The organism is Sphingomonas sp., assembly GCF_042096255.1.
Taxonomy (GTDB): domain Bacteria; phylum Pseudomonadota; class Alphaproteobacteria; order Sphingomonadales; family Sphingomonadaceae; genus Sphingomonas.
This window is the reverse complement of sequence record NZ_JBELLZ010000022.1, coordinates 1-13223: the sequence shown is the minus strand read 5'-3', so window position 1 is coordinate 13223 and position 13223 is coordinate 1. Positions and strand designations below refer to the sequence as shown.

The 13223-nt window shown below is 69.2% G+C and carries 15 protein-coding genes; 4 read left to right on the top strand and 11 right to left on the bottom strand.

What is annotated here, in order from left to right; genetic code table 11:
- Window positions 1-91 precede the first annotated feature (91 nt).
- On the bottom strand, window positions 92-2365 hold the full coding sequence (gene ptsP, locus ACFDTH_RS06420) for a phosphoenolpyruvate--protein phosphotransferase (RefSeq protein ID WP_375286692.1): 2274 nt from the start codon (window positions 2363-2365) through the stop codon (window positions 92-94).
- 92 nt (window positions 2366-2457) lie between these two features.
- Between ptsP and ACFDTH_RS06415 the strand changes: the two genes are divergently transcribed.
- Both ACFDTH_RS06415 and ACFDTH_RS06410 read left to right on the top strand, forming a co-directional pair.
- The gene (locus ACFDTH_RS06415; protein WP_375286691.1) at window positions 2458-3384 is read left to right on the top strand and encodes a cation:proton antiporter; all 927 of its coding nucleotides are present in this window, start codon (window positions 2458-2460) and stop codon (window positions 3382-3384) included.
- Window positions 3385-3414: 30 nt separating this feature from the next.
- Window positions 3415-3561 carry a hypothetical protein gene (locus ACFDTH_RS06410; RefSeq protein WP_375286690.1) on the top strand — a complete coding sequence of 49 codons (147 nt, stop codon included), beginning with the start codon at window positions 3415-3417 and terminating at the stop codon, window positions 3559-3561.
- On the opposite strand, the gene ACFDTH_RS06405 is transcribed toward ACFDTH_RS06410, so the two are convergent.
- From ACFDTH_RS06405 to ACFDTH_RS06360, 10 genes are all read right to left on the bottom strand, one after another.
- On the bottom strand, window positions 3558-4886 hold the full coding sequence (locus ACFDTH_RS06405) for a class I SAM-dependent methyltransferase (protein ID WP_375286689.1): 1329 nt from the start codon (window positions 4884-4886) through the stop codon (window positions 3558-3560). The two genes, ACFDTH_RS06410 and ACFDTH_RS06405, sit on opposite strands and share 4 nt — an antisense overlap.
- Entirely contained in the window at window positions 4883-5905 is a 1023-nt protein-coding gene (gene ruvB / locus ACFDTH_RS06400) for a Holliday junction branch migration DNA helicase RuvB (protein ID WP_375286688.1), read from the bottom strand. Before ruvB ends, ACFDTH_RS06405 begins: the two co-directional genes overlap by 4 nt.
- A complete protein-coding gene (locus tag ACFDTH_RS06395) occupies window positions 5902-6204 on the bottom strand; it encodes a type II toxin-antitoxin system RelE/ParE family toxin (protein ID WP_375286687.1) in 303 nt (100 codons plus the stop codon). Before ACFDTH_RS06395 ends, ruvB begins: the two co-directional genes overlap by 4 nt.
- Window positions 6197-6448 carry a type II toxin-antitoxin system ParD family antitoxin gene (locus ACFDTH_RS06390; protein WP_375286686.1) on the bottom strand — a complete coding sequence of 84 codons (252 nt, stop codon included), beginning with the start codon at window positions 6446-6448 and terminating at the stop codon, window positions 6197-6199. Before ACFDTH_RS06390 ends, ACFDTH_RS06395 begins: the two co-directional genes overlap by 8 nt.
- A 41-nt stretch (window positions 6449-6489) precedes the next feature.
- Complete coding sequence (locus ACFDTH_RS06385; protein ID WP_375286685.1) at window positions 6490-7227, bottom strand: ParA family protein; 738 nt, start codon at window positions 7225-7227, stop codon at window positions 6490-6492.
- Complete coding sequence (ruvA, locus tag ACFDTH_RS06380) at window positions 7224-7820, bottom strand: Holliday junction branch migration protein RuvA (protein WP_375286684.1); 597 nt, start codon at window positions 7818-7820, stop codon at window positions 7224-7226. Before ruvA ends, ACFDTH_RS06385 begins: the two co-directional genes overlap by 4 nt.
- 214 nt (window positions 7821-8034) lie before the next feature.
- Complete coding sequence (gene ruvC, locus ACFDTH_RS06375; RefSeq protein WP_375286683.1) at window positions 8035-8529, bottom strand: crossover junction endodeoxyribonuclease RuvC; 495 nt, start codon at window positions 8527-8529, stop codon at window positions 8035-8037.
- A gap of 248 nt (window positions 8530-8777) precedes the next feature.
- The gene (locus ACFDTH_RS06370; protein ID WP_375286682.1) at window positions 8778-9521 is read right to left on the bottom strand and encodes a YebC/PmpR family DNA-binding transcriptional regulator; all 744 of its coding nucleotides are present in this window, start codon (window positions 9519-9521) and stop codon (window positions 8778-8780) included.
- 175 nt (window positions 9522-9696) lie between these two features.
- Entirely contained in the window at window positions 9697-9936 is a 240-nt protein-coding gene (locus ACFDTH_RS06365) for a DUF2312 domain-containing protein (protein WP_375286681.1), read from the bottom strand.
- A gap of 30 nt (window positions 9937-9966) precedes the next feature.
- A complete protein-coding gene (locus ACFDTH_RS06360) occupies window positions 9967-11274 on the bottom strand; it encodes an amidohydrolase family protein (RefSeq protein WP_375286680.1) in 1308 nt (435 codons plus the stop codon).
- Between the two features lie 110 nt (window positions 11275-11384).
- Between ACFDTH_RS06360 and ACFDTH_RS06355 the strand changes: the two genes are divergently transcribed.
- Both ACFDTH_RS06355 and ACFDTH_RS06350 read left to right on the top strand, forming a co-directional pair.
- On the top strand, window positions 11385-12674 hold the full coding sequence (locus tag ACFDTH_RS06355; RefSeq protein ID WP_375286679.1) for an MFS transporter: 1290 nt from the start codon (window positions 11385-11387) through the stop codon (window positions 12672-12674).
- Window positions 12671-13223, top strand: a 553-nt coding sequence (locus ACFDTH_RS06350; RefSeq protein ID WP_375286678.1) for a PLP-dependent cysteine synthase family protein, incomplete at its 3' end; no start/stop codon positions are given. The genes ACFDTH_RS06355 and ACFDTH_RS06350, both read left to right, overlap by 4 nt.

The window sequence follows — 13223 nt, the reverse complement described above, 5'->3', positions numbered from 1 at the left end:
GCGGCACCATCCCGCTGCGACCCTTTAGGTGCGCGTCTTTCAAAGCCGTGGCGTCAAGTCAATCGCCTGTGCCCCGCGTTTCGTAGCGGCATCAGCCCAGTTCGACGCCGCGCTCCTGCGCCCAGCCGACAAGGGCGCCGCGCAGGTCCCGCGGCGGAGCGGCGAGCAGCCCCTCCAGGTCCGCGGCCAGCATGGCGCGGTCGAGCGAGCGTATCATCGCCTTGACGGGCCCGACCGCTGCCGGCGTGATCGAAAGACGCTCGATCCCCAGCCCCACCAGCGCCATCGCCTCCAGCGTGCGCCCGCCCATCTCGCCGCACACCGCCACGTCCACGCCCGCCTGCCGCGCCTCGCCCACCACCTGGCGGATGAAGCGGAGGATGGAGGCGGACAGCCAGTCGTAGCGCTCGGCAAGCTTCGGGTTGGCCCGGTCGGCGGCGAACAGGAACTGCGTCAGGTCGTTGGTGCCGATCGACAGGAAGTCGAGGTTGGGCAGCAGCAAATCGAGCTGGTAGGCGAGGCTCGGCACTTCCAGCATCGCGCCATAGCGGATTTCATTGGGCAGCCGCCGCCCGCGCGAGGCGATCCAGTCGCGCTGCGCCTCGAACAGGGAGCGCGCCTCGTCGAACTCCCAAGCTTCGGAGACCATCGGGAACATCACGTTCAGCGTCCGCCCCGCCGCCGCCTCCAGCAGCGCGCGCGCCTGCGCCTTCATCAGCCCGTCGCGCTCCAGCGCCAGGCGCAGCGCGCGCCAGCCCATCGCCGGGTTCTCCTCTTCACCATCGTGATGAATGAGATACGGCAGCGCCTTGTCGCCGCCGATGTCGACCGTGCGGAAGATCACCGGCCGGTCGCCCGCCGCATCCAGCACTTCCCGGTACAGCCGCTGCTGCCGCTCGCGCTGGGGCAAAGTGGCCGAAACGAGGAACTGGAACTCGGTGCGGAACAGGCCGATGCCGTCAGCTCCGGTCAGGTCCAGGGCGGCGGCATCGTCGCGCAGGCCGGCATTGACCATCAGCGTGATCCGCTTGCCGTCCTTGGTCTTGGGCGGCAGGTCGCGCAGCGCGGCATAGGCGGCCTTGCGCTTCTGGCGCAGCGCCAGCTTGGCGTCGAACGCCTCCTCCATGGCGCCGGACGGGCGCACCAGCACGGTACCCTCGGTCACGTCGAGCAGCAGCAGATCACCCTCAGCGATCGCCTGCCGCACGTCGCGCACCCGGCCGAGCACGGGGACGCCCATCGCCCGCGCAACTATGGTGACGTGCGCGGTCAGCGATCCTTCTTCGAGGATCACGCCCTTGAGCCGCCGGCGATCGTACTCCAGCAGCTCGGCGGGCCCAAGGTTGCGCGCGATCAGTATGGTGTCCTGCCTGAGACCAAGCTGCGCCGCGGTGCCCATCTGGCCCGAGACGATGCGCAACAAGCGGTTCGCAAGATCCTCCAGATCGTGCATCCGGTCGGCGAGCAGCGGATCGTCGATCTGGCGCATGCGCTGGCGAGTGCGCTGCTGGACGCGCTCGATCGCCGCCTCGGCGGTGAGGCCGCTGTCGATCGCCTCGTTGATCCGCCGGGCCCAACCCTCGTCATAGGCAAACATCTTGTAGGTCGCGATGACCTCCTCATGTTCGCCGCCGACGCCGAACTCGGCCTCGCGTGCGATCCGGTCGATCTGCTCGCGCATCTTGTCAAAAGCGGCATAGACGCGGTGGCGCTCCGCCTCGACATCCTCGGCCACCGTATGCTCGATCACGATGCGCGGCTGATGGAACACCGCGCAGCCGGCCGCCATGCCGTCCACCAGCTTCTGCCCGGTCAGCCGCACCAGCGCGGTGGGCTGCACCCGGTCCTTGGGCGCCGTCGCGGCGTCGATCAGTCCGGCATTGGCGATCAGCTCGGACAGCACCATGGCGACCGTCTGGAGCGCCTCGATCTCGATGTCGGCATAGCGCCGCGCCTCAAGGTGCTGCACCGCCAGCACGCCCACCGCCCGCTCGCGCCGGATGATCGGCACGCCCGCGAAGCTGTGGAAGCGGTCCTCGCCGGTTTCCGGGCGGTAGGCGAAGTCCGGATGGCTCGCCGCCTCGGCGAGGTTCAGGATTTCCACATCCTCGGCGATGGTGCCCACCAGCCCCTCGCCCATCGCCAGCTTGGTGACGTGCACCGCCTGCGGATCGAGTCCGCGGGTGGCGAACAGCTCGAGCACGCCCTCTCGCAGCAGGTAGATCGAGCAGACCTCGCTATCCAATGCACCGCCGATGATCTCCACCACCTGATTGAGCTTGGCCTGCGCAGCGGCGCGGGACGCCATCACGTCATGAAGGCGGACCAGGATCTCGCGGGCGGAGGCGGCGGCGGAGGGCTGCATTGCGATTGGCTAGCAGCGGATCGGCCCGCGTGCCATGCAGCAATGGTCCGGGCCGGATAAAGCTGCGGTTGGGCGGGGCGGGAACAGGTACGATGCCCTTCTTCGAAACGCTGCTGCTCCTTCTGTTCGCCGCGGTGGTGCTGCTTCAGGTCGCGCGCCGGCTCGGCCTGCCCTACCCCGCCATGCTTGCGCTCGCCGGCCTCTTGGTTGCGCTGGTGCCGGGGGCGCCGACGATCCGGATCGATCCCGCGACCGCGGTGGCGCTGTTCATCGCCCCGATCCTGGTCGATGCCGCATTCGACTTTCCGCTCACCACCGCGACGCAATTGTGGCGGCCACTGATGGTGATGGCCTGCCTGGCCGTTCTGGTGACCACGGCGGTGGTCGCCTGGATCGGCATGGCGGCCGCCGGCCTGCCGCTTGCCGCGGCAGTGGTGCTGGGCGCTATCGTCGCCCCGCCCGATGCCGCCGTCGCCACCGCGGTCACCGGCACCGTCCCCCTCCCTCGTTGCACGGTTGCGGTGCTCAAGGGCGAAAGCCTGCTCAATGACGCTACCGCCCTGCTGCTCTTCTCGGGCGCGCTGATGATCCAGTCCGCCGAGGGCAGCGCCGGGGCGGTGGGCACCCGGCTGGCGCTAGCGGTGCCCGGCGGCATCCTGTTCGGCCTGGCGCTCGCCTGGATGATGAGCCGCGTCACCTCCTATCTCGCCGGCACGTTGGGCGGGAACATCGCTCACCACCGCCTTTGCCCTGCCGCGCGATTTCCCGCAGCGCGACCTCGTCGTTCTGACCGCCTTCGCCGTGGTGCTGGCGACGCTCGTCCTCCAGGGCCTCACCCTCGCCCCGATTATCCGCCTGCTCGGCCTCGACCGGCTGGAAGACCCCGATGCGGAACTCCGCGAAGGGCGCCGGCGGCTTACCGACGCCGCGCTCGCCCGCTTGGAAGGCCTTCCTCATGCGGCGTCACCGCTAGAGACATATCGCGCCGGATGGGTGAGGATGCCACCGCCGCCGAATGACTCACCGGCCAACGCGACGCGGGCCTCGCCGTGATCGCCGCCCAGCGCGAGACGCTGAATCGGATGCTGGCGGACGAGAAGGTCGGGATCGATGCCTATTACGTCCTCCAGGAGGAGCTCGACTGGCGCAACCTGACGCTCCTGCCCGAACAGGAACGCCGCATCGAAGAGGCTTAGCGGAGCGGCACTGCCGGCACGTCAGCCCGGTAGAGCGCCGCGCGATCCATCGGCAGCCCGGAGGGGCCCACCTGCCGCTTCTGCGCTAGCGTCTGGAAATCGCACAGCACCCCGCGCCAAAACCCCATGCACGACAGCGCCAGGTACAATAGCCACAATCGCGTCCGCGTCTCCCCCGCCTCGGCAATCGCGGCGTCGCGGTTGGCGTAAAGCGCCTCGCTCCAGCGCCTGAGCGACAGATAGTAATGCTCGCGCATCGAGTCGACGTCGCGCACCTCGAAGCCGTATCGCTCCAGGTTGGTCACGGTCATGCCGATATGGTCGAGCTCGCCGCCCGGGAAGATGTAGCGGTTGATCACCGCCATGTACGCGGTGCGCTTGCGGAACTTGGCGAGGTCGCGCGTCGCGCGCCGCGTCGTTGCCTGGTGCAGGTACAGGCCCTGCGGCTTCAACAGACGGTGGACATGCGCGAAGTGCCGATCGTGGTTGTCGATGCCGACATGCTCGAACATGCCGATCTGGACGATCCGGTCATAGCCTTCCGCTTCGGTCACGTCGCGATAATCGCGCAGCTCCAGCGTGATCCGGTCCTCCAACCCCCGCCGCGCCACCCGCGCGCGCGCGCCGGCAAGCTGCTCGTTGGACAGCGTCACGCCGTGGACCCGCGCCCCGAAATGCTCGGCCGCATGGCAGGCGAGCCCGCCCCAGCCGCAGCCGATGTCGAGCAGCCGGTCACCCGGCCTGAGCGCCAGCTTGCGGCAGATCAGGTCCATCTTGGCGATCTGCGCGTCGGCCAGGCTGGTCTCCGGCGTCGCGAACACCGCGCTCGAATATTGCATCTCAGGATCGAGGAAGAGTTCGTAGAAAGCGTTCGACACGTCGTAATGATGCTGCACCATCGCCACATCGTCGCGCCCTCGCCCGAACACCGCGCGCACCCGCGCCGCGAACGGCATCGCCGCCTCGCGTGGCCGCCGCGCCGTGACGAAGGGCAGCGCCGCTTTCAGCAAGCGCCGGCGGTCCACCGCCCGCGCCAGACCCACCGCGCGCAGATGCTCCCACCGCCCCAGCGCCTCCAGCGGGCTCGCGCCCATCACCTCGACGTCGCCGGCGAGATACACCTCCACCAGCGTCATCAGGCTGGGCGAACGCAGCAATGCCCCGATCGCCCCGGGCGAAGCGATCCGGATACGGATATCGTCACGCGCATCCGGTCCCAGCGGCAGCACCGCCCCGGTCCACAGCTCGACGCTCAGATCCGCCTGGAGGTGCCGCGCGATTTCCGCGACGATCTCGCGGGCGGCAGCCTCCTGACGCTGGGTCATGCGTCGAACAGCCCGTCCTGCGATCCCACAGGCGGGTTGAGCCCCAGATGCTTCCATCCGCCCGCGTTGAGCACCCTGCCGCGTGCCGTCCGTGCGACCAGCCCCAGCTGGATCAGATACGGCTCGATCACCTCTTCGATCGTGTCGCGCGGCTCGCTCAGCCCGGCGGCGAGCGTCTCCACCCCCACCGGCCCGCCGCGGTAGATGTCGGCGATCATCGTCAGGTAGCGCCGGTCCATCGCGTCGAGGCCGAGCTGGTCCACCTCCAGCCGGTTGAGCGCACGGTCGGCGGCGCCGGCGTCCACCTCCAGCACGCCCGCGACATTGGCGAAGTCGCGCACCCGGCGCAGCAGCCGGCCCGAGATGCGCGGCGTGCCCCGCGAGCGGCGCGCGATCTCGGCGGCGCCGTCGGGCGCGACATGGAGGTCGAGCAAGGCGGCGGCGCGGCTCACCACGCGGGTCAGCTCCTCCACCGTGTAGAATTGGAGCCGTATGGGAATGCCGAACCGGTCGCGCAGCGGCGTGGTCAGCAGACCCTGCCGGGTCGTTGCGCCGATCAGGGTGAAGCGCGGCAGGTCGATCCGCACCGAGCGGGCGGACGGCCCCTCACCGATCATCAGGTCGAGCGCGCGGTCCTCCATCGCTGGATAGAGCACCTCCTCCACCGCGGGCTGGAGCCGGTGGATCTCGTCGATGAACAGGACGTCGCCGTCCTCCAGGTTGGTGAGCAGCGCGGCAAGATCACCCGACTTGGCGATCACCGGGCCGGAGGTGGCGCGGAACCCCACCCCCATCTCGCGCGCGACGATCTGGGCGAGCGTGGTCTTGCCCAGTCCCGGCGGACCGAAGAACAGCACGTGATCCAGCGCCTCGCCGCGACCCTTGGCGGCCTCGATGAACACGCGCAGGTTCTCGCGCGCCGCCGCCTGGCCGACGAACTCGTCCAGCCGCTTGGGGCGCAGCGCCGCATCGGCGTCGTCGATGCGCCGGGCTGGGGAGAGGAGGCGATCATCGGTCATTGTGTTTCGTCGAGTACGCCACGGACGTCACGGGCCTGATGGATGATCCTGAGGATCAACACGCCATCGTCTGCAACTGTGTAGAGGATGCGGTGCGGACGGTGCGGCAACGACCGAACATCCTGTCTGAATTCAGGCCTCTCCTGACCTGCGCGCGGATGATCCGACAGCAGGAGGAGCGCACGGTGTAGACCTGCCAGATAACGTTCTGCCGCTGCGTTTCCGAACCATTCCACTCCATAGTCGCGGATTTGGGCCAGATCGGCGCGCGCCAGATCGGTCAGGCGAACGTCAGCCACGCGCTGCGCGGAGTTCGGCCATGATCTCGTCCAGAACTTCGAACGCGTCTTGGTCACAAACGCCCGAAGCAATTCCCTCATCGATCAGCTTCTGCACGCGGGCGACGTCCTGCCGATAGGCGCGTCGGTCACGTTCGAGAAGCGCCAGAACGAAGTCGGCCGGATCGCTCATCCCCTCGGCGGAAGCGCGGGCGTCGACATACCCTTGAAGGTCGGCCGACAAAGACACGGTCATCTGAGACATGTTCCCGTTCTATCCTCTCCGACGGACAGCGTCCACCACCCTCACACCCGCGCCAGCGCCGCCTCCACCCGCTGCCACAGCGCCGCCACCGCCTCCACTCCTGCCGAGCCGCGCGGCGCGAAGGTGCCGAGCGGGGCGCGGCGGTCGGTCATCGCCTCGAAGGCGCTCGCCATCGGGATCGCCGGCCAGTCGGGGTGCTGTGCCAAAGCTTCGCGGTGCAGTGCGCGGCGGCGGTCGACCATCGAGAACACCGGCGCCAGCGTCACCTTGGGGCCCTTCTTGGCGCCGACGTGCACGGCGATCGCGTCGAGCGCACGGCGCGACAGGGCGGAGGGGATCACCGGCACCACCACCAGGTCGGCCGCGCGCATGACCTGGTCGGAGGTGTCGGTCAGCCCCGGCGGGCAGTCGATCACGATCCGGTCATAGGCACCCGCCAGATCGCCGACCAGCTTGGCCAACCGGTTCTTCTTGTCCAGCGTCCGGAAGGCGACATCCAACTCGCGCAGCGACACGTCGGCGGGCAGCAGGTCCAGCCGCTCGATCGCAGTCGGCCGGATCAGCTTCCTCGCGTCCACCTCGCGCCGGATCGCCGCGCCGGCCTCCTTGCCGTTCGGGTCATGGCCCAGCAACCAGGTCGCCGCTGCCTGCCCGTCAAGGTCCCACAGCAAAGTCTTGCGGGAGGATAAAGTAGCGGATGCCCAGGCGAGGTTCACCGCCAGCGTCGTCTTCCCCACTCCGCCTTTGAGGCTGTACACGGCCAGCGTCCGCGCGGTCACTTCGCCGCCTTCCGCAGCGCCAGCCGCACCAGCGCGTCCAGCGTCGCGTCCGCGCCCAGCTCCTCCTCCGCCGCCGCCACCGCCTGGCTCGCCTCGGCCGGGCGGAAGCCGAGGTTGAGCAGCGCGGAGACCGCGTCGGCGCTCGCCCCCGTCGGGATCGCCTGCGCCGCCGCGGCCGGGCCCAGCACCACGCCGCCCGCCTTGTCCTTCAGCTCGCGCACGATCCGCTCGGCCAGCTTGGGGCCGACGCCGTTGGCGCGCGCCACCATCGCCTTGTCCTGCGCCGCGATCGCGCGCGACAGTTCGGCCGGCTCCAGCGCCGACAGGATGGCAAGCGCCACGCGCGCGCCCACCCCCTGCACGCCGGTGAGCAGCCGGAACCAGTCGCGTTCGTCCGCGCGCGCGAACCCGACCAGGCGGATGAAATCCTCGCCCACCAGCATGTCGGTGAACATCGTCGTCGCTTCGCCGACCGGCGGCAGCGCCGCCAGCGTCCGCGCCGAGGCGCCGACGAGGTAGCCGACGCCGCCGACGTCGATCACCGCATGGTCGACGCCCGTCTCCTCCACCCTGCCCTTGAGATGCGCGATCATTCCGGGTGAGCCGGAGACGAATTGAGGCGGTTGACACTCTGACGCGATCCGCGCCAGGCAGACGAATTGAGGCGGTTGAGGCACTCGCGCACAGGATGGCAGGGGGGCTGCGGCAGGGATCGGCAGGCGTTGTGGATCGGCATGCCGCCCAGTGTACCTGTGCAAGCCGCCTGTAGGAAAGCACCAACACAGATCAGGCAGCCGCCTGGGCGGCTCACCTCTGGCGGGACAGGTTGCGTGCGCTGGCGACATGATGCGCGTGGGTGATCGCCACGGCCAGTGCGTCGGCGGCGTCGGGGCCGGCCAGCTTCACGCCGGGCAGCAGGTGGCCCACCATCGCCTGGATCTGGCGCTTCTCCGCGCCGCCGGTGCCGACCACTGCCTTCTTGACCACGCTGGGATGATATTCGCCGATCGCCAGCCCGGCGCCCGCGGCGGCGAGCAGCACCACGCCGCGCGCCTGGCCAAGCTTGAGGGTGGATTGCGCGTTGCTGTTGCCCAGCACCTCCTCCACCGCCGCCCCCTCGGGCCGCTCGGCACGGATCACGTCGAGCAGCGCGGCGTGGAGGTTGGTCAGGCGGCGCGGCAGCGGCATCGACGGCTCGGTCCTGATCTGGCCGTTGGCGACATGGGAAAGCCGGTTTCCGTCGGCGCGGATCACCCCCCAACCGGTGGTGCCCAGCCCGGGATCAAGGCCGAGGATGATCATGACTGAAGCCCCTCCCCTTCAGGGGAGGGGTTGGGGTGCGGTTTGCCAGCATCCCGGAGAGCGACCGAAAGCTTACGGTAGAGGTTGGGATGATACCGCTTCGATGAGGGGTCGTTGCTCACCGTGGAGATGAACTGCCCTTTGGCAGCGACATGGATATGACCGGTTCGTTCGTTGAACCAGATGCCGACATCTAAGCTCGCAGTTCTACTGCCGTTCAGGTCGGTTGTCCCGTCACCGCGCAAGGCTCACCCCATCTTCTCCATCACCTCGTCGGAGACCTCATAATTGCCCCACACGGTCTGGACGTCGTCGTCGTCGTCGAGCGCGTCGATCAGCTTGAACAGGGTCGTCGCCTCGTCCTCGCCCACCGCCACCATGGTCTGCGGGCGCCAGGCGAGCTTGGCGCTTTCCGCCTCGCCCAGCACCGGCTCCAGCGCTTTGGCGACTTCATGGAGGTCGGCCTGCGCGGTCCACACCTCATGGCCGTCCTCGGAGGAGGTGACGTCCTCCGCGCCCGCCTCCAGCGCCGCCTCGAACACCTTGTCGGCGTCGCCCGCACCCGCGGGATAGGTGATCAGCCCCATCCGGTCGAAGCCGTGGCTCACCGATCCGCTCGCCCCCAGATTGCCGCCGTTCTTGGAGACGGCGGTGCGCACGTTGGTGGCGGTGCGGTTGCGGTTGTCGGTCAGCGCCTCGATGATCAGCGACACGCCGCCGGGCCCGAACCCCTCGTAGCGCACCTCTTCGTAGTTCTCGGCATCGCCCTTGCTCGCCTTGTCGATCGAGCGCTGGATATTGTCCTTGGGCATCGACTGCGCCTTGGCGGCGTTGATCGCCGCGCGCAGCCGCGGGTTCATGTCCGGATCGGGCAGCCCCATCTTCGCCGCGACGGTGATCTCGCGGCTCAGCTTGGAGAACATGCCGGAGCGCTTCTTGTCCTGCGCTCCCTTGCGATGCATGATGTTCTTGAATTTGCTATGGCCTGCCATCTGTCTTGTCTCTGCTGATGCGAGTGTTCGGGCTTAGCGCAGCGGGGCGGGTCGGGACAACCGAACCAGCCGGAGCGCGCCGCGGCAAAGCCGCGTCGTCGGTCCTCGCATCCGCGAGGCCGGCCGGGCTTGCGCGCCTCGCCGGCAAGGACCTTGCCGGCGTGCGCTCTGCGCCTCAGTGCAGGCCCAGCGCGTTGCGATAGGTCTCCAGCAGCGCGTCCGCCTCGTCGCGGTGGTGCTTCTCCATCTTGCGCAGCCGCACGATGGTGCGCATCGTCTTGACGTCGAAGCCGGTCGACTTGGCCTCGGCATAGACGTCCTTGATGTCGTCCATGAAGGCGCGCTTCTCCTCCTCCAGCCGCTCGATCCGCTCGATGAACTGAAGCAATTGCTCGGCGGAAACGTTGTCGGTCATCAATCGGGCTCCATTGGAAGGCCGGGCGGATTAGGACGCGGGGCCCGTCGCGACAACCCCGCGGTGCATCACGAACTCCACGCGCGTCAGCCGGGTCACGTCCTCCAGCGGCGATCCGCGGACCGCGATGATGTCGGCCGCCTTGCCGGGCACGATCGCCCCCAGGTCGTCGCGGCCCAGCGCCTCGGCGGCGACCGTTGTGGCGCTGGCGATCGCCTGCGCCGGGGTCATGCCGTCCTTGATCAACTCGGCGAATTCGGTGGCGTTGTCGCCATGCTTGGAGACGCCGGAGTCGGTGCCGAAGGCGAACTTCACCCCCGCCGCAAAGGCGCGCTTGTGGTTGGCGCGCATCGCCGCCGCCGCGGCCTCGGCCTTGGGGATGGTCGCCGCGGGCAGCGCGCCGGCGCGCGCCTGCGCCAGCGCGGCGATCGGTGCGATCTCGGTGGGCACCAGATACGCGCCCTTGGCCTTGAACAGCCGGATCGTCTCGTCATCGAGGAAGGTGCCGTGCTCGATCGTGTCGACCCCCGCCTCCAGCGCGGCGCGCGTGCCCTCGGTGGCGTGGCTGTGCGCCGCAACCTTGCGCCCCAGGCCGTGTGCTGTGTCGACGATCGCCTTCATCTCCTCGGGCGTGAAGGCGCGGCCCAGCCCGCCCGAGACGTTGGAGAGCACGCCGCCGGTGGCCATGAACTTGATCACCTGCGCGCCCAGCCCGACCTGCCGCCGCACTGCGCGCACGCAGTCCGCCGGCCCGTCGCAGGTGTTCTCCACCGTCGCGGCGATGGCGTGCGCAAAGGGCTCTGCCACGCCGTTGACCGGATCGCCATGCCCGCCGGTGGTGGAGATCGGGGCGCCCGCGTTGACGATGGTCGGCCCCTCCACGTCGCCGCGGTCGATCGCGTCCCGCAGCGCCCGGATCGCGCGCGCGTCGCCGCCCAAATCGCGCACGGTGGTGAAGCCGGCGCGCAAGGTCACCCGCGCATTGCCCGCACCATACATCAGCTCGTCGGCCATCTCGGTGTTGAGCGCGGTCAGCCGCGCGCGCATCGGATCGCCGCCAATGCCGAGCAGGTGGACGTGGAGGTCGATCAGCCCGGGCAGCACGAAGCGGTCGCGCAGGTCCACCGTCGCCGCCCCCGCCTCCGCGGGCGCGAAGCCGTCGCGCACCTCGGCGACCTTGCCGTCGCGCACCACGATCGTGCTGTTCCCCCGCGGCGCCTGCCCCGGCCGGTCGAGCAGCGCACCGGCGTGAATGAAGGTGACCTTGGGCGCCGGCGCGGTCTGGGCGACAGCGGGCGCGGCGAGGACGAGCGCCAGCGCGGCGACGGTGCGAAACATGCGAAAACCTCCCTGTTTTCCGCCAGCCTAGGGCGCGCGGCGCCTGCTTGCCAAGGTCGGACGCGCGTTTCGCTGGGCAAGCCGCACCACCCGCCCTAAGGCTCCCGCAAATGGCGCCCCATCCCTTTCGCATCGCCAACTTCCGCTATTACTGGCTGTCGCGCCTGTCCGGCACGGTCGGGCAGACCTCGCTGGCGATCATCCTCGGCTGGCAGGTCTATGGCATCGCCCGCGAGACGATGGACATCCGCGAGGCGGCGTTCCTGCTCGGCATGATCGGCGCGGCGCAGTTCGTGCCGCTGTTCCTGCTCACCCCCGTTACCGGACTGGTCGCGGACAGCATGGACAGGCGCTGGATCGTACGCGCCACCACCGCGCTGATGCTGGTGATCGTCGCCACGCTGGGCGTGCTCACTTATGCCGACGCGCTCAGCCTCCCGGCGCTGTTCACCGCCGCGGTGTTCATCGGCATCGCCCGCGCCTTCTCGGGCCCGGCCTACAGCGCGCTCGCGCCGAACCTGGTGCCGCGCGAAAGCCTGCCTACCGCCATCGCGGTGTCCTCGATCGCCTGGCAGGTCGGCTCGATCGCGGGGCCCAGCTTCGGCGGCCTGCTCTATGCGATCCACCCGGACGTCGCCTATGCCACCGTCGCCGGGCTCCTCGCGCTCGCGCTGGGCGCCATATTCCTGATCGGCCGCGTCCCCCAGCCGCCGGTGCAGAAGGACCATCGCGTCCTCGCCCGCATCGCCGACGGCTTCTCCTACGTCCGCAACAACCGCCTGGTCCTCGCCGCGATCACATTGGACCTGTTCGTGGTGCTGCTGGCCGGCGCGACCGCCTTGCTGCCGATCTACGCGCGCGACATCCTGCACGTCGGCGCCTCCGGCCTCGGCTTCCTCGCCGCGGGCATGGGGATCGGCGCCGCCACCACCGCGATCTGGTTCTCGTTCCGGCCGATGAAGCGCAACGTCGGCGTCAAGATGCTGGGCGCGGTGATCCTGTTCGCGCTGGGCATCCTCACTTTCGGGCTGTCGACCAATTTCTATCTCAGCCTCGCCGCGCTGATCGTGGCGGGCGGAGCGGACATGGTGTCGGTCTATGTCCGCTCCTCGCTGATCCAGCTGCACACGCCCGATCACATGCGCGGGCGGGTCAGCGCGGTCAGCCAGCTTACCATCTCCGCCTCCAACGAACTGGGCGAGGCCGAGTCGGGCCTGCTCGCCTCCCTGCTCGGCCCGGTCGGCGCGGTGGTGTTCGGCGGCGCGGCGGCGATCGCGATCACCCTCCTGTGGAGTCGGATATTCCCCGAACTCAGGCTTGCAAAGACGTTCGACCCGCCTGAAATGCCCACACCCGGGCCCGAGAGCCTCGAACCAAAGCACGGAGTGGCAAAGCCATGAAGGCCAGCACCATCCTCGACACGATCGGCAACACCCCGCACATCCGCATCCAGCGGCTGTTCCCGGGCAGCGAGGTCTGGATCAAGTCGGAGCGGTCGAACCCCGGCGGCTCGATCAAGGACCGGATCGCACTCGCGATGATCGAGGCGGCGGAGGCGAGCGGCCAGCTCCAGCCCGGCGGCACGATCATTGAGCCGACCAGCGGCAACACCGGCGTCGGCCTCGCCATGGTCGCCGCGGTGAAGGGCTACAGGCTGGTCCTCGTCATGCCCGAGTCGATGTCGCTGGAGCGGCGCCGGCTGATGCTCGCCTATGGCGCCACCTTCGATCTCACCCCGCGCGAGAAGGGGATGAAGGGTGCGATCGAGCGGGCGCTGGAGCTGGTCGAGCAGACCCCCGGCGCCTGGATGCCGCAGCAGTTCGAGAATCCGGCGAACATCGACGTCCACGTCCGCACCACCGCGCAGGAGATCCTGGACGATTTCCGCGATGCACCGATCGACGTGCTGATCACCGGCGTCGGCACCGGCGGCCACATCACCGGCGTCG